Source organism: Exiguobacterium sp. N5, assembly GCF_025842465.1.
GTDB classification, from domain to species: Bacteria; Bacillota; Bacilli; order Exiguobacteriales; family Exiguobacteriaceae; genus Exiguobacterium; species Exiguobacterium profundum.
The window spans coordinates 2,040,640-2,062,816 of record NZ_JAPAEP010000001.1 but is presented as its reverse complement, the minus strand read 5'-3'; the positions used below and the strand labels follow the sequence as shown (position 1 = coordinate 2,062,816).

At 47.0% G+C, this 22,177-nt stretch carries 20 protein-coding genes, 8 tRNA genes, 1 rRNA gene and 1 pseudogene; 28 read left to right on the top strand and 2 right to left on the bottom strand.

What is annotated here, in order from left to right:
• The first annotated feature begins 88 nt into the window (after window positions 1-88).
• From rrf to OKS35_RS10635, 26 genes and pseudogenes are all read left to right on the top strand, one after another.
• Window positions 89-205 (top strand): 5S ribosomal RNA (gene rrf / locus OKS35_RS10760).
• 8 nt (window positions 206-213) lie between these two features.
• A tRNA-Asn gene (locus OKS35_RS10755) sits at window positions 214-288 on the top strand.
• 5 nt (window positions 289-293) lie between these two features.
• A tRNA-Glu gene (locus tag OKS35_RS10750) sits at window positions 294-368 on the top strand.
• A 4-nt stretch (window positions 369-372) separates the two neighbouring features.
• Window positions 373-448, top strand: a tRNA-Val gene (locus OKS35_RS10745).
• A gap of 31 nt (window positions 449-479) precedes the next feature.
• Window positions 480-552: transfer RNA gene (locus OKS35_RS10740), tRNA-Thr, on the top strand.
• A 6-nt stretch (window positions 553-558) separates the two neighbouring features.
• Window positions 559-642: transfer RNA gene (locus OKS35_RS10735), tRNA-Tyr, on the top strand.
• 5 nt (window positions 643-647) lie between these two features.
• Window positions 648-723 (top strand) — tRNA-Lys (locus tag OKS35_RS10730).
• A gap of 7 nt (window positions 724-730) precedes the next feature.
• A tRNA-Gly gene (locus OKS35_RS10725) sits at window positions 731-805 on the top strand.
• Between the two features lie 18 nt (window positions 806-823).
• Window positions 824-899 (top strand) — tRNA-Ala (locus OKS35_RS10720).
• Window positions 900-1,101: 202 nt separating this feature from the next.
• The gene (rocF, locus tag OKS35_RS10715) at window positions 1,102-2,004 is read left to right on the top strand and encodes an arginase (RefSeq protein WP_074035370.1); all 903 of its coding nucleotides are present in this window, start codon (window positions 1,102-1,104) and stop codon (window positions 2,002-2,004) included.
• Window positions 2,005-2,134: 130 nt separating this feature from the next.
• Window positions 2,135-2,710, top strand: a complete 576-nt coding sequence (gene sigW / locus OKS35_RS10710) for an RNA polymerase sigma factor SigW (protein ID WP_012727640.1) — start codon at window positions 2,135-2,137, stop codon at window positions 2,708-2,710.
• Window positions 2,707-3,342 carry an RseA family anti-sigma factor gene (locus OKS35_RS10705; protein WP_264093045.1) on the top strand — a complete coding sequence of 212 codons (636 nt, stop codon included), beginning with the start codon at window positions 2,707-2,709 and terminating at the stop codon, window positions 3,340-3,342. The genes sigW and OKS35_RS10705 overlap by 4 nt, the downstream gene beginning before the upstream one ends.
• A 127-nt stretch (window positions 3,343-3,469) precedes the next feature.
• Window positions 3,470-4,330, top strand: a complete 861-nt coding sequence (gene cdaA, locus OKS35_RS10700; protein WP_012727638.1) for a diadenylate cyclase CdaA — start codon at window positions 3,470-3,472, stop codon at window positions 4,328-4,330.
• A complete protein-coding gene (locus OKS35_RS10695) occupies window positions 4,331-5,611 on the top strand; it encodes a YbbR-like domain-containing protein (RefSeq protein ID WP_264093044.1) in 1,281 nt (426 codons plus the stop codon).
• Between the two features lie 36 nt (window positions 5,612-5,647).
• Window positions 5,648-7,006, top strand: a complete 1,359-nt coding sequence (gene glmM, locus OKS35_RS10690; protein WP_230232112.1) for a phosphoglucosamine mutase — start codon at window positions 5,648-5,650, stop codon at window positions 7,004-7,006.
• 358 nt (window positions 7,007-7,364) lie between these two features.
• A complete protein-coding gene (gene glmS / locus OKS35_RS10685) occupies window positions 7,365-9,161 on the top strand; it encodes a glutamine--fructose-6-phosphate transaminase (isomerizing) (RefSeq protein ID WP_211782064.1) in 1,797 nt (598 codons plus the stop codon).
• A gap of 140 nt (window positions 9,162-9,301) precedes the next feature.
• On the top strand, window positions 9,302-9,865 hold the full coding sequence (locus tag OKS35_RS10680; protein ID WP_214730156.1) for a YdhK family protein: 564 nt from the start codon (window positions 9,302-9,304) through the stop codon (window positions 9,863-9,865).
• A 115-nt stretch (window positions 9,866-9,980) separates the two neighbouring features.
• Window positions 9,981-10,460, top strand: coding sequence for a DUF2975 domain-containing protein (locus tag OKS35_RS10675; protein ID WP_264093043.1), 480 nt, complete (start codon window positions 9,981-9,983; stop codon window positions 10,458-10,460).
• Between the two features lie 10 nt (window positions 10,461-10,470).
• Window positions 10,471-10,689 carry a helix-turn-helix domain-containing protein gene (locus OKS35_RS10670; protein ID WP_012727632.1) on the top strand — a complete coding sequence of 73 codons (219 nt, stop codon included), beginning with the start codon at window positions 10,471-10,473 and terminating at the stop codon, window positions 10,687-10,689.
• An 81-nt stretch (window positions 10,690-10,770) separates the two neighbouring features.
• A complete protein-coding gene (locus OKS35_RS10665; protein ID WP_264093042.1) occupies window positions 10,771-11,457 on the top strand; it encodes a DUF975 family protein in 687 nt (228 codons plus the stop codon).
• 69 nt (window positions 11,458-11,526) lie between these two features.
• A complete protein-coding gene (locus OKS35_RS10660; RefSeq protein ID WP_264093041.1) occupies window positions 11,527-12,483 on the top strand; it encodes an NAD(P)/FAD-dependent oxidoreductase in 957 nt (318 codons plus the stop codon).
• An 85-nt stretch (window positions 12,484-12,568) separates the two neighbouring features.
• Window positions 12,569-13,012 (top strand): MarR family winged helix-turn-helix transcriptional regulator, encoded by a 444-nt coding sequence (locus OKS35_RS10655; RefSeq protein ID WP_078147853.1) that lies wholly within the window; start codon window positions 12,569-12,571, stop codon window positions 13,010-13,012.
• A gap of 3 nt (window positions 13,013-13,015) precedes the next feature.
• Window positions 13,016-15,673: an MMPL family transporter gene (locus OKS35_RS10650; protein WP_264093040.1), complete on the top strand. Its 2,658-nt coding sequence runs from the start codon at window positions 13,016-13,018 to the stop codon at window positions 15,671-15,673.
• Between the two features lie 165 nt (window positions 15,674-15,838).
• Entirely contained in the window at window positions 15,839-17,296 is a 1,458-nt protein-coding gene (locus OKS35_RS10645) for a methyl-accepting chemotaxis protein (RefSeq protein ID WP_214757999.1), read from the top strand.
• A 102-nt stretch (window positions 17,297-17,398) separates the two neighbouring features.
• Window positions 17,399-17,683, top strand: a complete 285-nt coding sequence (locus OKS35_RS10640) for a putative quinol monooxygenase (protein ID WP_074035366.1) — start codon at window positions 17,399-17,401, stop codon at window positions 17,681-17,683.
• Window positions 17,680-18,582 (top strand): annotated as a pseudogene (locus OKS35_RS10635) (VOC family protein). Before OKS35_RS10640 ends, OKS35_RS10635 begins: the two are co-directional and overlap by 4 nt.
• A 35-nt stretch (window positions 18,583-18,617) precedes the next feature.
• Here the strand turns inward: OKS35_RS10635 and OKS35_RS10630 are convergent.
• Window positions 18,618-20,432 carry an LTA synthase family protein gene (locus OKS35_RS10630; protein ID WP_264093039.1) on the bottom strand — a complete coding sequence of 605 codons (1,815 nt, stop codon included), beginning with the start codon at window positions 20,430-20,432 and terminating at the stop codon, window positions 18,618-18,620.
• Between the two features lie 177 nt (window positions 20,433-20,609).
• On the opposite strand from OKS35_RS10630, the gene OKS35_RS10625 reads away from it, so the two are divergent.
• Both OKS35_RS10625 and OKS35_RS10620 read left to right on the top strand, forming a co-directional pair.
• Window positions 20,610-20,801, top strand: coding sequence for a helix-turn-helix transcriptional regulator (locus OKS35_RS10625; protein WP_214875130.1), 192 nt, complete (start codon window positions 20,610-20,612; stop codon window positions 20,799-20,801).
• Window positions 20,802-20,804: 3 nt separating this feature from the next.
• On the top strand, window positions 20,805-21,269 hold the full coding sequence (locus tag OKS35_RS10620) for a hypothetical protein (RefSeq protein ID WP_264093038.1): 465 nt from the start codon (window positions 20,805-20,807) through the stop codon (window positions 21,267-21,269).
• 169 nt (window positions 21,270-21,438) lie between these two features.
• Here OKS35_RS10620 and OKS35_RS10615 read toward each other — a convergent pair whose 3' ends face one another.
• Window positions 21,439-22,035 carry a hypothetical protein gene (locus OKS35_RS10615; protein ID WP_251129838.1) on the bottom strand — a complete coding sequence of 199 codons (597 nt, stop codon included), beginning with the start codon at window positions 22,033-22,035 and terminating at the stop codon, window positions 21,439-21,441.
• Window positions 22,036-22,177: the final 142 nt, after the last annotated feature.

Genomic DNA, 22,177 nt, shown 5'->3' with positions numbered 1-22,177 from the left:
GGTTTGTGTTGATGAATCCTCAGTTTTCAGGGAACAAACCCTAAAACAATATTGACATGCGTATGACGCGGTGTTAATATTCATTTTGTCTGGTGGCGATAGCGAGACGGCCACACCCGTTCCCATGCCGAACACGGAAGTTAAGCGTCTCAGCGCCGAAAGTAGTTGGGGGATCTCCCCCTGTGAGGATAGGACGTTGCCAGGCAAGATCGTTCCGCAATAGCTCAGTGGTAGAGCAACCGGCTGTTAACCGGTAGGTCGTAGGTTCAAATCCTACTTGCGGAGCCAATTTAGGCCCGTTGGTCAAGCGGTTAAGACACCGCCCTTTCACGGCGGTAACACGGGTTCGAATCCCGTACGGGTCACCAATATGGAGGATTAGCTCAGCTGGGAGAGCACCTGCCTTACAAGCAGGGGGTCGGCGGTTCGATCCCGTCATCCTCCACCATCTTTATTTATTACATCAAACCTATATATATGCCGGTGTAGCTCAGTTGGTAGAGCATCTGACTTGTAATCAGAGGGTCGAGGGTTCGAATCCTTTCGCCGGCACTCCTCGGGGGGGTAGCGAAGTGGCTAAACGCGGCGGACTGTAAATCCGCTCCTTCGGGTTCGGCGGTTCGAATCCGCCCCCCCCCACCAGGTTTGAGCCATTAGCTCAGTTGGTAGAGCATCTGACTTTTAATCAGAGGGTCGCAGGTTCGAGCCCTGCATGGCTCACCATTTTTTTGCGGAAGTAGTTCAGTGGTAGAATACGACCTTGCCAAGGTCGGGGTCGCGGGTTCGAATCCCGTCTTCCGCTCCATATTCTTATCCCTGTTTCGGGGCCTTAGCTCAGCTGGGAGAGCGCCTGCCTTGCACGCAGGAGGTCAGCGGTTCGATCCCGCTAGGCTCCACCATATGTTTTTTTCTTAAGTTAATGATGACTTAAGTTTTTTTTTGCCTAAAACCATGAACCATTCAATTGAGAGTACAGAGAAAGGCAGCCTGCCACCATTCAGGCTGCCTTTTTTGCATGTTTATTCATCATTCTGCCGAGTTGAACCAAACAAATGATAGCGTTTACAATTTAACTATCAAGCGTATAAAGGGGGAATGGCGATGCAATGGTCATATATTCACGTGCCGCTGCGTTACGGTCAGGGGAAATTAGGGGTCGATCAAGGACCGACAAAGTTAAATGAAATGGGGATGCAACAACTCCTTCCGACAGAAACGGTCAAACATACGATTCGTGTCTTGCCGGAATCTGAAATTCGAGAAAATGAAGAACATTTAAAACGGGTCGATGGTGTCCTGCATACCGTCACGGAATTAGCAGAAGTCGTACATCGTGAGATTTCAGAAAATCGATTCCCTTTGATCGTTGGGGGCGATCATAGTATGGCAATCGGTACTCTTGCTGGATTGGCTCAAACAGGTCCTTATGGAGTCATTTGGGTGGATGCTCACGCTGACTTGAATACAGGCGAAACATCACCATCGGGGAATATTCACGGAATGCCACTTGCGGCAGCGATGGGGATGGGCGACGTGCGTCTGACAGAAGTGGGCGGACGTGATCCGAAGCTATCACCAGAGCATTTAGTTTATATTGCCCTGCGTGATATCGATGAAGGAGAAATGAATGAAATCAATCGACTCGGCATCAAAGTCATTACAGTAGAAGAAGTACGTACGCGTGGCGTGGATGTCATCATGAAAGAGTCATTGAGTTATCTTCGTGAACGAGTAGACCGTTTTTATATCAGTTTCGATATGGATAGTCTCGATGCATCCCTCGTTCCTGGAACAGGTACACCGGTTGACGGCGGTTTAACAGAAGTCGAAGCCAAAGCGATTTTAAAAGAAGCGATGCAAGCAGAAGACTTGATCGCAGTAGAGCTCGTCGAGTTAAATCCGGCATTAGACCGGGATGACGTGACGGCTCAGTTGGCCTATCGCTTATGTGAAACGATTATAAAATCTAAAGAAAACCTGTTATTGGAAGGCGAAACCGTCTGATTTCCTTACAGTTTCCAAACCCGTTTGCTACAATGGGGATGGAAACTTTTTTTGATTTTTTTGAAACCATTTCAATATCAAGACGTATATAGAGATGACCGCATGTGTAGCGGAGAGGGGAAGTGGATTGATGGAACGGCTGACCACCCGTTTGGTTGATGAATTGAGGGCGGGGAATCACGATTCGTTTGCCGAACTGGTAGAACTATACAAGGATGGCGTCTTTGCAATCGCCTATAAAATTTTGTATGATCGCGGCGAAGCAGAGGACGCTGCCCAAGAGGCGTTCATTCGTGCCTATACACGAATCGATACGTATGACGCGCAATATAAGTTCAAAACATGGCTCTATCGAATCACGACAAACGTTGCCATCGATCGATTGAGGAAGCGGAAGCCGGAATATTCGATGGATGCCGAAATTGCGGGTACAGACGGTTTGACTTATCAAGACCACTTAGCTGATGAAGCGCCCCAACCCGATGCCCAAGTGGTTCATCGCGAAATTCGAAGTGAAATGCATGAGGCAATCAAGCAACTTCCAGACAAATATCGCATTCCGTTATTATTAAAATATGTGGATGATTTGTCGCTTAAAGAAATCAGCGTGATGATCGACATGCCGGTCGCAACGGTTAAGACAAGGATCTTCCGGGGAAGAGAAATGTTAAAAACAATCTTTCAAAATAGGGAGGGGTTCAATTGACTCCTGAAGAAAAAATACAACAATATTTGGAAGATGGCGTTTTGCCCGAAGAATCTGACGAATTGCGTCAATTGCTAGAGGACGATGAATTATATGAATCGTATCTACAATATGAACGAATCGACGCAGAACTGAAAGCATTGCCTCGTCCAAAGTTATCAGCAGATTTTACGGCTCGAGTGATGGCCGCTTTACCTGAAACTCCTGTACAGACAGCACCTGATCCCGTCGTACCGTTTTCAAAACCAGTTCGAAAAGAACGCAAACCGCACTCGAAACAAATGCAATGGTTGCAACGGCACCCAGGTTTGATTGCGGCCGTACTGTTCTTTAGTTTGATGTCTAGTGCGACACTCGGACTATGGAGCAGCGCTTCAGAGACGATGACCTATACAAAAGTACCAGGTGTGATCGTATCTGAGAATGAAGTCATTGTCCCGGCCGGTGTCACGGTTGAAAAAGACATCACGGTCCAAGGTGGCGATTTACGGATTGAAGGTACTGTCAATGGAAACGCGACAGCCGTCAATGGTCGTGCCTATTTAGCAAGTGCCGGTCAAGTGACAGGTGAACTCGAACAGATCGATCAGATGTTCGAATGGATTTGGTACTCGATGAAACAACTTTTCTAAAGACGCTTCCGGCGTCTTTTTTTCGTTTCAATCTGGTTTCGTTTTGACGTGACGCAATGCGTATCTATTGAAATGATGATATAATGGAATTTGCACGATTTAGCTAGGTAGTTGAGGAGGGGAGCATTTGCCGCTACTTGAACAAGTATCATTTTTCTCATTTTTAAATCTTTCAGAAAACGTACATTGGTACGATTATTTGAATGATGTTTTAGATATCGTCGTCGTCACGTATGTCATTTACAAGTTGATGATGATTGTGCGTGGGACAAAAGCAGTACAATTAATTAAAGGGATTTCCATCATTCTAGTCAGTTGGTTCTTGAGCGGTTTCTTCGGATTGAAGACGCTCCAGTTCTTGCTAAATCAGGTGATCACGTACGGTCTCCTCGGAATTATCATCATTTTTCAGCCAGAGTTGAGACGTGGTCTTGAACACCTCGGACGAACGAGTAACTTATTCAGTCGTACGGGAACAAGTGATGAGGAGCAACAACGACAAATGATTGAAGCCATCGTCAGTTCCGCACAGTACATGTCAAAACGGCGAATCGGTGCATTGATTGCGATTGAACGCGATACGGGATTAAACGAGTATGTGGAGACCGGCATTCGTATGGACTCGCATATCACATCCCAGTTGATTATTAACTTATTCATTCCGAATACGCCGCTTCATGATGGCGCGATGATTATTCAGGACGGGAAAATTGCGGCGGCAGCTTGCTATTTACCGCTTTCGGAAAGCCCGCACATCGATAAAGCACTCGGGACACGTCACCGAGCAGCCATCGGGGTCAGTGAAGTGACGGATAGCGTCACTCTTACCGTCTCAGAAGAAACGGGAGCAGTCTCACTTGCAATCGCGGGCCGCTTGTATCGGGAACTAGACGAAGAAGCGCTTCGCAATAAATTAATTCAAGAACTCGTCATCGAAGAAAAAGAGGCGACCCTCTCGTTCTTCGGCAAAAAAGGAGGGGATAAGTAAGTGATTGATCAGTGGTTACAACATAAGTGGTTTCTCCGCTTCATCGCACTTGCTTTAGCCGTCCTTTTATACTTAATGGTCGCTGAGACCAGTTCTTCGAATAACGCATCTAGCGCATTGCCAATCGTCGGACAAAGTTCCATGACGCTCGATGTGCCGGTCGAAGTGTTTTTTGATGAGGTCCAGTATGTCGCATATAATGTTCCGGAAGAGATGGGTGTCGAGCTTCAAGGGCCATCTAGTAGTTTAACGATGACGAAATTGGTGAAAGATTATCAGGTGTTCGTCGATTTGACCAATCTTGGCACCGGATTCCATCGTGTCCCGGTCGAAGCGCGTGGATTCGGCGGAGACGTCAATGTCAAACTAGATCGAGAGACTGTCGAAATCTATATCGATCGGAAACAAACGATTGAAGTCCCTGTGTCCGTGAATCTGTTGAACAAAGATCAATTACCGGACGGAAAAGTCGCGGGCGATGTCGAAATCGAACCGTCGACTGTAAAAGTCACAGGTGGTGCGAGTCGGATTCAAAACGTCAAAGAAATCACGTTGAATGTGGATGTTGCCAATCAAAGTCAGACGTTCACACGAGAAATTCCACCGACCATTTTAGATGCGAATGGAAATCCGTTGAACGTGTCGGTCGATCCGAATATCATCAATGTCACCGTACCGATTTATGATGAGAGCGCGATGATTCCAATCGAGGTCGTCACGAGCGGAGAGGTGGCAGACGATTTCCGCTTAGTTGATACGTTGCTAGGTGAGACGGAAGTCCGTGTCTTTGCACCAAAAGCGGTGCTAGATGAACTCCAGCAAGTGGAGGCAGAACCGATTGAACTTGACGATTTAACGAAGTCGGAAAAAGTGACCGCTAACCTTCGTCTTCCGGAAGGAGCGACTTCACTCGGTAAAAAAGAAGTAGAAGTCCAGGTGCTCGTTCGTCCAAATGATGAGACGAAAGATGACACGGGTGAATTGACAGAGCGGATTCGGTTGACCGTCCCAATCACTGTCCGTGGATATGACCGGACGAATTACACGATTCAAACGCAAGAAGTGGTCAGCGTGACGCTCTCGGGCAAACGTTCCCTTCTTGAAAGCATCTCATCAAACAGTGTCAACGTGACGTTAGATCTGACCGGATTGCCGAGCGGAACACATGCAGTCGATGCAGATTATGAAGTACCAAAAGGCGTGACCGTGATCTCGCCAAAGACAATCGATGTTCAATTGACGAGTGTCGATGAAGAAACAGAAACATCTTCCATTCAATAAAGATGTTCAATCATACAAAAGTGAGGATTTAATCTTATGGGTAAATATTTTGGAACAGATGGAGTTCGCGGTGTTGCCAACTCTGAGTTAACTGCGGAATTAGCATATCGTTTAGGTCGTGCGGGTGGCTACGTGTTGTCGAAACATTTGCCAGAAGGCGAACAGCCAAAAGTGTTGATCGGTCGTGATACACGGATTTCAGGACATATGCTTGAAGGTGCATTGATTGCGGGTCTTCTCTCAATCGGTGCAGAAGTGATGCGTCTCGGTGTCATTTCAACACCTGGAGTCGCTTACTTGACGAAATCGCTCGACGCGACGGCAGGTGTCATGATTTCAGCATCGCATAACCCTGTGGCGGATAACGGAATCAAATTCTTCGGTAGCGATGGTTTCAAATTAGACGATGCGACCGAGCAAGAAATTGAAGACATCTTGGATGCTGCGGAAGATACGCTCCCGCGTCCGACAGGGAAAGATCTCGGTTTCGTATCGGATTACTACGAAGGCGCGCAAAAGTATCTTCAAATGTTGAAACAAACGGTAGAAGAAGACTTCGATGGTCTTCACATTGCGCTTGACTGTGCACATGGGGCGACGAGCGGCCTTGCGGCTCGACTGTTTGCGGACTTAGAAGCAAACGTGTCGACAATCGGAAACTCGCCGAACGGTTTAAATATCAACGAAGGTGTCGGATCGACACACCCTGAGCATTTGGCTGAGTTCGTCCGTGAAAAAGGAGCGGACATGGGACTTGCCTTCGATGGGGACGGAGACCGTTTGATTGCGATTGATGAGAACGGTGACATCGTCGACGGAGACAAGATCATGTATATTTGCGGGAAATACTTGAGTGAAAAAGGGCGTCTCAAAGACAACACGATTGTCGCGACGGTCATGAGTAACCTCGGATTCCATAAAGCCGTAGAAGAAGCGGGCATGACGGCGCTTCAAACAGCGGTAGGAGACCGGTATGTCGTCGAAGAAATGAAAAAACACCAATACACGCTCGGTGGCGAACAATCAGGTCACTTGATTTTCCTCGATCACTCGACAACGGGTGACGGTATGTTATCTGGCGTGCAATTGGCAGAAATCGTGAAATCGACAGGTCGTAAATTGTCTGAATTGGCAGCGGAGATGCCGGTCTATCCGCAAAAGCTCGTGAACATTCGTGTGACGAATAAAAACGATGCGATGAACGGAGAGCGTGTCTTGGCAACGATTCAAGAAGCGGAAACGGAAATGGCCGGAAACGGTCGAATCCTCGTCCGTGCATCAGGTACAGAACCACTCGTTCGTGTCATGGCGGAAGCCCCGACAGCGGAAGAGTGTGACCGTTACGTTGAAAAAATCGCACAAGTCGTACGCGAAGATTACGGCGTAGACGGATAAAATTTTCGAAACCGGGAATAACACAAGGGAATCCACATCGGATTCCCTTTTTGTTTCCGTTTTGTCATCGAGAAAACAGCGGATTTTCTTGACGAATGGGGGTGTGATTTGTACTATTAAGAGCGTGACCTTGGAAACGGAAGGACACAAGAGTACGAACAAGCGCCAGAACTCTGCGGAGTTGACGAGGTTGGAGGTTATCGAGATTTCGGCGGATGCCTCCTCGTCGCCTGTCACGACGATAAGCATGCTTTTAAAACGCCCGGGCGACCGGACGGACAAAGAAGCGTGTACTGACAGCTCTTAGAAAAAGCCCGTTTCCTTTTTCGAGAAATCGAAGAATAGAGGAGATTTGTTTATGTGTGGAATTGTAGGAATGATTGGGAATACCGGAGCGAAGGAAGTCCTTCTCAAAGGTCTTGAAAAACTCGAGTACCGTGGTTATGACTCGGCAGGTCTTGCGTTGATGCATGAGAATGTCAACGTTCACAAAGAAGTCGGTCGCATTGCTGCGCTACGCGAAATCATCCCAGCAGAAGTAGACGGCACGATTGGAATCGGCCACACACGTTGGGCAACACACGGGGTACCGAGCGTACCGAACGCCCACCCGCATCAAAGCACGACAGGACGCTTCACGCTCGTCCATAACGGCGTAATCGAGAACGACGAGCTCATCAAGAAGACGCTCGACGTCCCGTTCCTTTCAGAGACGGACACAGAAGTCATCGTCCAGCTCATGGAGAAGCACTTCGTCGAGCTCGGCGATGTCGAGGCGGCGTTCCGTAAGACGCTTTCGGACCTCCACGGTTCGTACGCGATCGCGATGATCGACTCAGAGGACAAAGAGCGCCTCTATATCGGCAAGAACAAGTCACCGCTCCTCGTCGGACTTGGCGACGGCACGTTCAACGTCGTCGCATCAGACGCGATGGCGATGCTCCAGGTGACAGACCAGTACCTCGAGCTCCACGATGGTGAGATCGTCATCCTCACACGTGAGTCGGCGACGATCAAGACGCTCGACGGCGAAGTACTCGAGCGTGCACCATACACGGCCGAGATCGATGCGTCAGACATCGAGAAGGGTACGTACGCGCACTACATGTTGAAAGAGATGGACGAACAGCCAGCCGTCATCCGTAACATCATCCAGCACTACCAGAATGAGAACGGCGACATCGAGCTCGCAGAAGGCGTGCGTGAACTCGTTTCGGAAGCAGACCGCGTCTATATCGTCGCATGTGGTACAAGTTACCACGCTGGTCTTGTCGGGAAGCAATTGATTGAGCGCGTTGCAGGTGTACCGACTGAAGTACACGTCGCATCAGAGTTCGGTTACAACATGCCACTTTTGACAGAGAAGCCACTCTTCCTCTTCATCTCACAATCAGGTGAGACAGCGGACAGCCGTGCCGTCCTCGTCGAAGTGAAAAAATTGGGCCATAAAGCGCTCACGTTGACGAACGTGGCAGGATCGACATTGTCACGTGAAGCGAACGAGACGATGCTCCTCCACGCCGGACCAGAAATTGCGGTCGCGTCGACGAAAGCATACACGGCACAGATTGCCGTCCTCGCGATTCTCGCATACGACATCGCTCGTGCGAACGGGAAGAAACTCCCGTTTGATCTCATGCAAGAACTTGCACTCGTTGCGACAACGATGGACTCGATCATGGCACAAAAAGAAATCTTTGAAGAGCTTGCAGATAAGTTCTTGAAAGAGTCACGTAACGCATTCTTCCTCGGACGTGGATTGGATTCATATGTAGGTCTCGAAGGCGCATTGAAGCTGAAAGAGATTTCATATATCCAAGCAGAAGGGTACCCAGGTGGGGAACTCAAACACGGTCCGATCGCCTTGATTGAAGACGGGACACCGGTCATCACGCTCGTGTCTCAACCAAACACACACCTCAACATCCGTGGAAACATCAAGGAAGTTGTGGCGCGTGGTGCCATCGCATGTACGATTTCAATGGAAGGAATGGAACATGAGAACGACGCATTCGTTCTTCCACGTGTTGAACCACTTCTCACGCCACTCGTGACGGTTCTTCCACTTCAACTCATCTCGTACTATGCAGCACTTGCTCGTGACTGCGATGTCGACAAGCCACGTAACTTGGCGAAGTCTGTAACGGTTGAATAATGTTCAAGACCAAAATCTTTCGGGATTTTGGTCTTTTTTGTTGCAATGAGTTAACAAATCATCGTAATGTTCTCAAATATGTCTGTTCATTCTCCGGAACGGGTACACTCAACATGAAAATGAAGAGAAGGAGAGATTCGATGAAACAGAAGAAATGGATGACAGGTCTCGGTGTCATGATTCTCGCGACATCATTGGCCGCTTGTGGGGATACGGTAGAGGACACATCGATGGAGATGTCAGAAGAGCAAAGCATGGACCATTCAGCGATGGATCACTCCGGGTCTGGAGAAGTTCCAGACGGGCTGATGGAAGCCAGTGATCCGACTTTTCCAGTCGGATCAACCGCGATGATGACAGCGGATCACATGCCAGGGATGGAAGGCGTGGAGGCGACGATTGTCGGTGCATATGATACGACGGTCTACGCCGTCAGCTATACACCGACTACAGGTGGTGACCCGGTAGAGGATCACAAATGGGTGATTCACGAAGAACTGGACAATCCAGATGAGGAACCGTTGTCTGAAGGGGATGAGGTCGTATTGGCCGCCGACCATATGGAAGGGATGGACGGCGCAGAAGCGACAATCGATACAGCGGAAGAGACGACCGTTTACATGGTTGATTACACGACCGAAGACGGGGAAGAGGTCACAAACCATAAATGGGTGACCGAAAGTGAATTAGAAGCAATGAAATGAATGTGATAGACCTCGAGTACATCTCGTGGTCTATTTTTTTCGATAAATATTTATTGATAAACGATAAATCGTGGCATATGATAAAGAAAATAAAACTAAATGAGGTGTTTGGCAGATGAAACGGGAAACCATCTTTTTGAAACTAGCAGTGATTGTCTTGTCGCTCCCGATTCTCGCGACCTGTATCTTTTTACTCCCTTTCCTTTGGCGAGAGGCGGTGGAGAGCGGAGGATGGATTGCGAATTCGATGCGACCGATTATTGGAGGGATGTATGTAGCAGCGATTCCCTTTTTCGTTGCCTTGTCACAGTCATTCATCTTACTTGGATTGATTGATCGGAATGAGGCATTCTCCTATCGGTCGGTGAAAGCACTTCGTGTCATTAAATATTGTGCGTTGACCATCACGGCCATCTATATGGCGACACTCCCGTTCTTCTATTGGTTCGCTGAGCGTGACGACTCGCCAGGATTTTTAGTCATCGGATTCGTCTTCGTCTTCGCCGCATTTGTCATTGCGGTTTTCGCTGAGTTGTTACAGAAACTATTGAAGCGCGCCATCGACATGAAACAAGAAATCGATTTGACGGTATGAGGTGAGAGAAATGGCGATGATTGTGAATCTGGATGTGATGTTGGCGAAACGGAAAATGAGTGTGACGGAACTGTCGGAACGAGTCGGGATCACGATGGCGAACTTATCGATATTGAAAAACGGAAAGGCCAAAGCGATTCGTTTCTCGACACTTGAAGCGATTTGCGAAGCACTCGACTGTCAGCCGGGAGACATATTGGAATATCGAGCGGACGAACGAGCAGAGTGAATCTCTGCTTTTTTATATGAATTTGAAACGTGTGCTTACTATGCTCCGTATATAAAAGTATCAGTCAGGGGGAGATGTAGAATGATTCAAACATGGACAGAACGGACACATGAGGCCTTGAAAGGAAAAACGGGGATACTCATCGGTTGGTCTTTTGCAATGGCGATTTTAGTAGAAGTGTGGCTTATGATAGATCCGACGTATTACGGCATCCAACACAGTTCTACTATTCTTATGATGACCAGTGTGGTTGGACTCATCCTATATGTGATGTCTCTTCCAATGTATATCGGATACAGCTGGATCATTTTAGATACGGTGCGAAATAAGAAATTGCATTTTCAAGATGTATTTAAACCGTTTCGGAAGAATTACCGCTTAAATTTAGCCACATTCCTACTCATGGTTCTCTTCCAACTATTGTGGGGGCTGCTTCTAATCGTTCCAGGAATCATAAAGTACTTTTCTTACGCATTCACTTTCTTTATATTGCGAGATGAGCCTCATTTGTCCCCAACAGAAGCAATTACAAAATCTCGTGGGATGATGCGTGGACAGAAGTGGGAAGCATTTAAATTGATCCTGCCAATGATTCCGGTCTTTTTGACGGGTTTCACGTTAAGTATTGTTTTCAAATTACCGATTTTGTCATCCTGGTCGCTGTTAGTTGCGACTTCCCTTGTTCGTCCGTTAGTAGTTGCGCGCTTCGCTGTCATGTATGAAGATACGCGTCGGGCTTACGACGAACAATGGAACAAGCCAGCCTGAAGCATATCAAACAGAGGGTAAATTGAAGGAACGTGCTACAATCTTCATGAAGAGAAAGGGGAATGCGGAATGAAGATTGGGATCATCGGGGCCGGTCTGAGCGGAATCATCGCAGCGCGTGAACTCGCGCGTCAAGGTCATGACGTCGAACTGGTTGAAAAGAGTCGAAGCGTCGGGGGACGCTTGGCGACGCGTCGAATCGGTGATGGACGAGCCGACCATGGAGCGGTATATTTCACGGTGCGTGGAGAAGAGCTCGAACGAGAGGTACAGTCGTGGATGAATGCGAACTGGGTGCAAGTCTGGTATGCCGACCCTTATCCACGTTATGTCGCGATTGATGGGATGAATGCCCTCGCTAAGCGTTTAGCTGAAGATTTGACCGTACAGTTGAATGAACGAGTGGAGAACGTTCAAGTGGAAGAAGACGGAACCGTCACAGTCAAGACAGACGTGACGACGCGTTCCTATGATCAAGTCGTGATGACGGCACCGCTTCCACAGTCATTCGAACTACTAGGGAGTTTGGTCGACCAAATCAAACCCGCGCTACTTCGTCTCGTATATGCGCCGACGTTCGTCGGTCTTTTTGAATGTGCCGGTGATGTGCAGATTGGAGCAGACGGTATTCTCGATCAAGAACTGGTACCTGGTGTATTAAAAATCGTCGATAATCGGCCAAAAGGCATCTCCGATACATCACTTATAAGTGTCTATATGGAAGAGACGTGGAGTGAGGACTGGTATGAGCGACCGGAAGCAGAGACACTTGCTGAAATCGAGCGGTTAGTGCGTGAGGAAGTCGGAGACCTCGGCATCCGATCACGGCAATTGAAACGCTGGCGTTACGCGCAAGCGAAAGATATATGGCATGAGCCGTTTTATCAAGTAAGCCATCATCCCATCTATTTAGCAGGGGATGTCTTCCTTGAAGCTGATGATCCATCCGGACGAACGCGATTCGAAAGTGCCTATCTGTCTGGGTTACGTGTGGCAGAAACCATCGAAAAGAACATGGGACGATAAGGGCATCCCTTATCGGTCTTTTTATTTGACGCTATTTAGTTTAGGGCATAAACTATAACCATCTAGTTTAGGGGGTAAACTAAAAATGAAAGCATTGATGCGTGAAGCGGTGCAGTTGTTTGAAGAAGTGATGTTCCATGGGACGGAACATGTCATCGAAGCGATGGAGGGAGACGTATGGCGCGAGTATTCGCGTGAACAGCTCCAACTGTTGAAGTTACTCGATCAGTTTGGACCAACTCCTGCTGGGCAATTGGCGCAAAAACAAGGTGTCCATAAAAGTGCGGTCTCGAATCGCCTGAAAAAGTTGGTCGAAAAAGGACTCGTCACGAGTCGACGAGGACAAGATCAACGGGAACGATTGATAGAATTGACCCCAGAAGGGAAACGGCTCGTCGAAGAAGTGGACGGTGCCGTCTATCGATATGTGGAATCCCTCATCGATGGAGAAGTAGACGAAATTGAAATCGAGCAGTTTGTTCGGACGTTCCGAAAAATAAAGCAATTGCTCCGAATCGGGGAGGAATAACACATGCATAAAATCATTCAATGGCGCTGGGGAATTTTCATTTCCCTCATCGTATTGACGGCAGCATTATTTGTCGCAGCACCGAACTTAACGAAACAAGCAGAAGAGGCAGGGAGCTTCCAACTTGCGGACGACATGGACTCACAACGCGCACAAGCGATTTTAGATGAAGCCGGGAAGAGTGACAAGACCATCTCCCTCGTCTATGAGTTTGAATCAATCGGAGAGACGGAGCGAACAGATGTCGCACGTGTCATCGAAGAACTTAAACAAAACGAAACGGTCGTGACGGATGTTCTCAATCCGTTTGAAAGTGAAGAGACAGAGGCACAGCTTGTCTCGGAAGACGGACGCATCGTCCTCGTCCCCATCACGGTAGAAGGTACGACGGAAGAAATCAATGCGTTTGCTGATGATGTCCGTGAAAACGTGCTCTCGCAAGAGGAGACAGTATATATCACCGGGGAAGAAATCATTAACAATGATGTGAATCTAAGTGCACAGGAAGGGTTGAAAAAGACAGAGATCATCACGGTCGTGTTGATTTTTGGATTACTCCTTCTCGTCTTCCGTTCCATCGTGACCCCGTTCATCCCGCTCATTGCGGTCGGATTCACGTATCTGTTGAGCCAATCCTTTGTCGCGTTCTTTGTGGATTGGTTTGGGTTCCCGGTGTCCAACTACACGCAGATCTTCCTTGTCGCCATCTTGTTCGGGATTGGGACAGACTACTGTATTCTGCTTCTTAGCCGTTATAAAGAAGAACTCAGTGCAGGGCATGCCATCGAAGACGCCATCGTCAATACGTACAAGACGGCAGGACGAACGGTCCTCATCAGTGGGCTCGCGGTCTTCGTCGGTTTTGCCGCCATCGGATTTGCTGATTTTCCAATCTTTAAATCAGCGGTCGCCGTCGCAGTCGGGATTGCGGTGTTGCTGCTGATTCTCTTCACGGTCGTCCCATTCTTTATGGCGACGCTCAAACAGCGACTGTTTTGGCCGTCGAAAAAGGCAGGCGAGCATCATGACAGCAAGCTTTGGGCTAGCTTGAGCCGATTGTCGGTCAATCGCCCGTTCTTTTCGATTTTGGTCGTCGGGTTGATCACAGTACCTGTCTTATTCACATATGACGATGCCCGTTCGTTCAATACGGTCGATGAGATTGGAGACGGCTACGATTCGGTTCGTGGACTGAATTTGATCTCAGAAGGGTTCGGTCAAGGGGAATCCCTTCCGGTACAAGTCATTTTGAGACAAGATCAAGCCATTACAGAATCAGAAGTTCCCTATATCGAAAAGTTTGCAAGTGAGCTTGAAAAAGTTGAAGGTGTGAATGGTGTCCGTGCGCTCACACGTCCGACTGGTGAAATCATCGACGATTTTTATGTCGATACGCAGCTCAGTGAAGTCAGCGATGGCTTGTCTGAAGCGCAGACGGGTCTCGGGGATGTTCAAACTGGATTGAATGAGATTGAGCAAGGATTGAACGCAATCGTCGAGCAATTGCCAAGTGGTTCAACCAATGCCGGGGCACCGCTTGCAGAAGCAGCAGCGGGACTAAATCAGTTGAATGGTCAACTTGGTCTCATTGGGCAAGGATTGACAGCGACTCAAAACATCCCGGCCGCAGTCGGACAGCTCGGTCAAGTATCAGCTGGCCTCACACAAATTGAGTCAGGAATCAACGAATCGGCGTCCGCATTAAATGCACAAGGTTCTCAGGTCGGTGAACTTGGTAGCGGGTTAGCGCAACTGGCGACAGGTGTCGCGGAAGCGAACGACGGGCTAGGACAAATTGAGTCTGGTCTCGGCGAAGCCGTTTCGTTCTTACAACAGTTGAGTGAAGCAGATGCGCTTCGGGAGACAGGCGTGTATCTTCCGGAAGGGACGCTCACATCAGATGAGTTCTCACCTGCAGTCGAACGATATGTCTTCGATGAAGGAATGGCGACTCAGCTCGAGGTCGTCTTAGAGATGGACCCGTATTCGCCAGAAGCGATTGATACCGTTGAGACAATCAAAGAGACGATGAATCGTGCCGTGACGGGAACACCGTATGCGGATGCGACCATCGGATATGCCGGGATCTCAAGTATCAATAGCGATTTAAATGAAACATCGACGAATGATTTCAATCGAACGGTAGCCATCATGCTCGTGACGTTGTTCATCGTTTTGACAGCACTGTTCCGCTCGATGATCATGCCACTCTACATGATTGCTTCGCTTCTCTTGACGTACTATACGTCAGCGGCAATCACAGAGCTAATCTTTGTAGAAGGACTCGGCTATGACGGGATTAGCTGGGCCGTTCCGTTCTTTGGATTTGTCATGTTGATTGCCCTTGGAATTGACTACTCCATCTTCTTGTTAGATCGATTCCGAGAAGAAACAATCAATGGGAAGACGGTCCGTGAGGCGCTCATCCACTCGATGACGAAGATGGGTACCGTCATTATGACCGCCGCGGTCATCCTCGCCGGGACGTTCGGTGCCATGATTCCGTCAGGCGTGCTCAGTCTCGTCCAGATCGCGACAATCGTCATCACCGGTTTGTTGCTATACGGATTGATTGTGTTACCGCTGCTCATCCCGGCAATCACCGTCTCCTTCGGGGACGGGGTATGGTGGCCATTTAAACGGAAAGTTGAAGATAGATAATTGTGAGGGATTCATAGGACAACAAGTGCAGCGAATGCTGGCATATGTTGTCCTATTTTTATTTGTTGAGTCAATACAAAACTGCGAGAAATGGACTTAAAAATTTTCGGCATGTGCCGATAAATACATATAGACTCTTACTTTTATTGAAAGAAGGCAACAATCATGGTAAATCATTTTGAGAAAATGAGCTCGTTACTCGTATCGCGGATGATAATCATTTTGTTTTTCCTTTCTTATCCGATCATGGGTGTTTTGTATTGGATGGGGGAGCTCGCGGGGCAAGGCGCAGTCAATTTTATTCTGATAGGTGGTGTCATTCAAGCCGCATCATGGCTGGGCCATCGCTTCTATGTGGAACATACTTGGTTGAAGTATGGGCTCGTCACGTTGATGTACATTGCAGCTTCAGCAATTATCTTGACGCTGCCAGGTACTGCGATTCAAAATATCGTCTTTCTGTATATCGTATTGATGTTGATGTACTTGAATCGGCATCTTGTGCTGTACGGCAGCATTCTCGCGCTTATCGTATCGGTCGGAGCTGTATTGATTGGGCGCTTTTCATTTGAAACGCCGCTCGATCTCGTCATTTGGTTCACTGTGCTCACAATGGCTTTGTCTGGCGCCTACTTCGTTTCTTTCTTTGGGGCAAAATTATTACACGAGACGTTTACACAACAACAACAAGCTGAACAGCATGCGAGTGAGGTCGAACTCACCATGGCGAAGACGACAGCGAGTGCGACAATGCTTCATGGCGCGGTATTTACAATGAATGATTCCGTTGATTCCGTCACGAACGCCTCAGAACAAGTCACGGCCCAAATTGGTTCGATGACAAAACGAACGTCTGAACAAGCAGTTTTGATTCAGAACGTCGCCTCACAAATTCAATCCACTGTACAGGCGTTTGAACGGATGCAACAACAGCTTCAAGAAACAACCTCGCACGTGAACGGTGTCTTACAAGACGCTCAACTATCACATGACAATATGGATTCGACAGAACGGTCGCTTGCTGAGCTGAACTTAAGTATCGGTGAAGTGAATCTAGCCTTTAAAGGATTGGCGGAGCGTTTCCAAGAAGTGCGGACCATCACGGATACGATTCAGCAAATCTCGTCTCAGACGAACTTGTTGTCTCTTAACGCTTCAATTGAGGCGGCACGAGCAGGTGAACACGGAAAAGGGTTTGCCGTCGTCGCGACGGAGATTCGAAATTTGTCCGCTCAAACGGCACAAGCATCAGCTCAGATTAATGACATTATCCAACTCGTCATGCAAGAGGTACAAGTGACGGAACGTGCCATCGATGGCAGTACAGAACGTCTATCGACGCAGGAAGAACAAGTCCGTAAGAGTGGGGCGTCGATCCTTTCCATGATTCAAACGACAAATACGGTCGCAGGAACAGTAGATGAGACGTCGAGTCAGCTCCAAATCGCCGCCGCAGAATTACACAAAGTCCATCAAGTGACGGGTGATATGACGGCGTTGACGATGGCACTCGAAACGAACAGCCAAGACGTTCATGTGTTGACGATTTCACAACAAGAAGCGTTAGCTTCGTTGAAAGATCAAATTGAAGAACTGAACGAGATTGCGAACGAACTCGTCTAAACGATGGACACGCCTTTACAAATCGGCGTGTCCATTTGCGTATACATCTCTTCTAAAACGGGAAAAGTATTGCGTTCATGTAAAACGGAGGAGGAATTTGCAATGGAAATCGTGATTACCGCTGTATTAAAGGCATATCCGGGGAAAGAGGAAGAGTTAAGGCAAGCGCTCGATGAAGTCATTTCCCCATCGAGACAAGAAGAAGGATGTTTGACGTATGTGCTCCATGAGTCAATCGATGCCCCGGGCACGTTCGTGTTCTATGAGAAATATCGCGACGAGACGGCGCTCGACGCGCATATCCATTCAGCCCATTATCAGGCGTACCGGAAACGAGTGGAGACATTGCTCGCCGTGAGAGACGTGTATCGTCTACGTGAAGTCTGAAAGGAGGAAATCTAATAATTACCCAATCGATTATCCCGTGTATTTGGTTCGAAAGTCACGTCGAAGCGATTGCGGAGTGGTACGTCTCGAAGTTTCCCGATTCGTTCATCGACTATACGACGAAACTGATGGATACGCCTTCAGGTGAGACGACGATTGTGACCGTCTCGCTGTCGGGACAGTTCTTGCAACTGCTTGGGGCGGGTCCGTTGAAGGACCGCAATCCCTCCATCTCGTACATGGTCACGTTCCCGACGTCGGAAGAAGTGGATACGCTTTGGGGCGAATTGAGTGAGGGGGCAGAGGTGCTCATGCCGCTTGACACGTATGATTTCAGCGCGCGCTATGGCTGGTTGAAAGACAAGCACGGGGTATCCTGGCAAATCATGCATAGCGGCGGGATGGACATCCAGACGGTGACCCCATGCTTTTTGTTCGTCGGGGACGTCTTTGGTCATGCTGAAGCGGCGATGAATGACTGGATTTCGATTTTCCCGGATTCTTACGTGCTGGAAGACCATATGATTCGTTACGGGGGGACAGACGGCCCGAAGTTGGAAGGGAAGCTCAATTACGCCCGCTTCGTCTTGTCCGGACGCGAGTTCGTCACCATGGACAGCGCGGAAAATCATTAATTCGCGTTCAACGAGATGCAGTCGCTGATTGCGTTTTGTGAGTCGCAAGAAGAAGTCGATTCGTACTGGGAGCGGCTATCGGCTGTACCGGAAGCAGAGGAGTGTGGTTGGCTGAAAGATCGCTATGGCGTCTCCTGGCAAATCATCCCGTGGGAAATGGAAGAGATGATGACGGTAGGTTCGCAAGAGCAGATTGAACAGGTCGTACAGGCATGTCTGCCCATGAAAAAGCTTGATATCGCGACATTGCGTAAAGCTTACTGAACAAAACTCCCGAGACAAATAGCTCGGGAGTTTTTTCATGGACTCATTTGCGAGAGGGCATCTTTCTCGATGATGGTATCCGAGAGCCGGAGCTGACTGGCCGCGCGGTCGATGTAAGGGGCGCATCGATCGAATGCGACTTGTTCTTCCGTCCCAATGGAATAGCATGTGCCGTTACCAGCACGTTCGGTCAAGTCTGGTTCATAGTAATGATCTTCGTATCGGAAAGCGCCCGTCCGAAAGACGGTTAGATTTGACGTATCATTCAATAAGGAGTCGCCAAGCATATATGCTGGAGAGATTCCAAGTAAATCGAGAATCGTCGGGGCGATATCGATTTGTCCACCACTCGCCTCCATGACTTCTCCTGTCATCGGTCCAGGTGGTTTGATGAAGAGAGGGACAGCACGGTCAAGTTGAAACGCGTCAACCGTCGAATCCACTTCTTCGAGGGTAGCCATCTCTTCTCCTGGTGCCGTCAGACCGCTATCGTGGTCACCATACATGACGAGAAGCGTCTCATCCCAGAAACCATCTTGTTTCAATCGTTCGATGAACTGACCGACAGCGGCATCGACGAAATGAACGGTATGGTAATAGTTTTCGAGAAGGGGATCGTCGATATCAGATAGGTCCAACCGCTTCTCGTCTTCCGGGATATCGTACGGTGTATGACTCGTTAAAGCGACTAAAAATGCGTAAAATGGTTCATCCAACTCTTCCATAAATCCGACCGACGTATTTAAGAATTCCTGATCGTTGAGTGCCATCCCGATGATTCCTTGATCGGGGTAGTCTTTGTCGCTAAAGAAATGATTGAACCCGATATTGTCATAAAAGTCATCGCGATTCCAAAAGTCTTTTCGGAACGAATGCATGGCTGCCGTATCGTAGCCCGCCTCATTCAAGGATTGAGAGAGCGCGCCGAATTGATTTCCCGGGAAACGCGTGTAGACGGAACCAGATTTGACAGGATAAAGTGACGTGTTGACGATGAACTCTGCATCAGACGTTCGCCCTTCATGCGTTTGATGATACACGTTCGGGAAGTAAAGCATGTCACGTCGCAGTCGGTTCAAATTCGGGGTCAGTTCCTGTCCATCAATCTGTTGATCGATGACGGATGTTTGGAATGATTCGAGTTGTAAAACGATAACGTTCGTATCTGGACTTGGGGCACTTAATTCTTGATAAGAGAGTGCTTGAATTTGAGAACGCTCTTCGTCTGTCAGGGCTTCGTTCCATCCCATAGCACGTTCGACGCCTCGGGCGACATCCATCGCGTGATAGCCCCAAAATCCAAGATGATAGTATTCACGCATATTCGAGATGGGGTCGTCCGCGATCCACTTTTCTCCACGCTGATAACTGAGGGTGAGCGGGATTGTGAAGAGAAGAAATCCGAGTGTGAAGCCAGCGAGCGCCAATCGTCTTCCGTTTCGTTTCCCTTCACGGACAGGATGACGTTTCATATAACGCAAAATCAAACCGTAGATGATGAGGTCGATGAAGAAGAACGCATCGATTGGGCGGATGAGCGTCAAGAAGCCACCTCCGACATCTCCCATCTGCCCGATGTCGGACAGTAAGGCGACGGATAATAAGTCTTCAAAATAGCGATAGTACCAGACGTCCGAGACGAGCAGGGTACTGTGCAGGAACAGAGAAACGTATAAAATCCATCGGCGAATCGGATAAGACACGGCGAGTGCCCAACTCGTCAGGAGCAGAATCGTCGCCAAATTGATAAGGAAAAACGAGAAGTCGAACGCCGTCGCGGTCAACCAGCTAAAAAAGAAGAACTTTGCCAGGGAGAGTGACAAGTAGCTCCAATAATCGAGATATTTCATTAGTGATCTCCTAACCCAAGATGTAGTTACTATATCCTTTCCTTTCTTATGAACAGAGAAAACGTAGAAAGTGTGATGGAGATTCATTCGTAATCAAAAATATGTAATATATATATTGCGTTAATGGAATATATATATTACATTTAGATTGTTGGAAAACAAAATAAGGAGATAGCTATGGGTAATAGAGTAAAAGAATATCGAGTGGAAAAGAATTTTACTCAAACAGATTTGGCAATGGCAATCGGTGTAACTAGGCAGACAATCGGTTTAATCGAAGCAGATAAATATAATCCTTCGTTGAAGCTCTGTATTGCCATTGCGAGGGTTCTTTGCGTCACGTTAAATGATTTATTTTGGGAGGAGTAAAAGATGAAAAAATCATGGGTCACAATGTTTTTACCAAATGACGAATATAAAGAAAGGCAGTTATTGTACTTTATAGCCGAGGCTTTCGTTTTGTTCATTGGCTTTTTGGGAGTAGCCGTTCTATTGAATAGATTTTTAGGTATATTCAGCACTGAGTTTTCATATATTTTATTGGGTGTTATAGCAATTCTAAGTCTCTATGTATGGATTCGCTATATTCTCTCAGGTATGGAGTATGCAAACGTTGTTGTGAAATCTGAATATAAAATCGAACTAAAGAAAACAATTGTTTCCACATCGAAGTTTGCTGTTTTGTTTGCTGGGGTAGGAATTGTTTTAAAAGTAACGAAGATAGTGGAGTATAGTTGGATGGATTTGATAGGAATTTCAACCTGCGCATATGTATTGCTTCTAGTTTTTCAACTTTCTTCACTTAGATTGTCTTTAAAAAAGAATCGAGAACTTTAAAGCATGAAGTAATTTAACTATGTACATTTAAATTTTCATACATTCAACGGCTTGTATAAATGAAGTAGTAAAGAACTAGATTCGTTAGTTTGTAGAATCTAGTTCTTTAGGTGGTAATATTATTTAAGTTTACATATTAATAATTTTTAAATCTTTTACAGACTTGAAATCACTTACATTTAATTCCATACCAGGCTAGACTTGCAGTAAAACCTATAATGCCACCTTTAATTGCATTTTTTCCGGCTACTTTTGCTAATTCAATCGCAACTTGTTTCCAGGCTTCTCTCTCAATCAACTTCCATAGTCCCCCGCTTATAAAACCAATACCTGTTGCATCGATAATTTTACTACCAACACATTGTTTCCATGATTGTTTGGATGCCATTGTCACAACAGAATTTGAAGAAATGAGATTTATGTCATTCTTACTCGATACCCCAATTAAATCGTCACTAGTAATTTCTTCATCATTAACTATTTTGATAAAAAGAGCAATTGATGCCATGTTTTGAGTTCCGAATTTTTTAGCAACTAGTTGTTCATTCATAGTATATTTTCCGTTTTCGAATGTTGTCCCTTCTTCAAATAGAAATTCAAGATCTTCAGCAAATTCATTAATATAAAATTGCTCTTCGGTTGTTAGGTAATTAGTTGGTTCAGATGCCGTAACTGAATTTATGGGTGTTAATAAGGTAATTACCAATAATGTGCTTAAAGTCACCATGAAAAGCTTATAAACTAAAGTGTTTTTAGTAAAATTCAATTAAAAAATCCCCTTTTCCCTTAAAATTTTCAACAAAAGTAAGGATACACTAAAAACAAAGTAATTTAAAGTAACTTAATAATATTTATATCCATAAATGTAAATTTAATTACATTTAACTATAATAAATCCACATTTTACT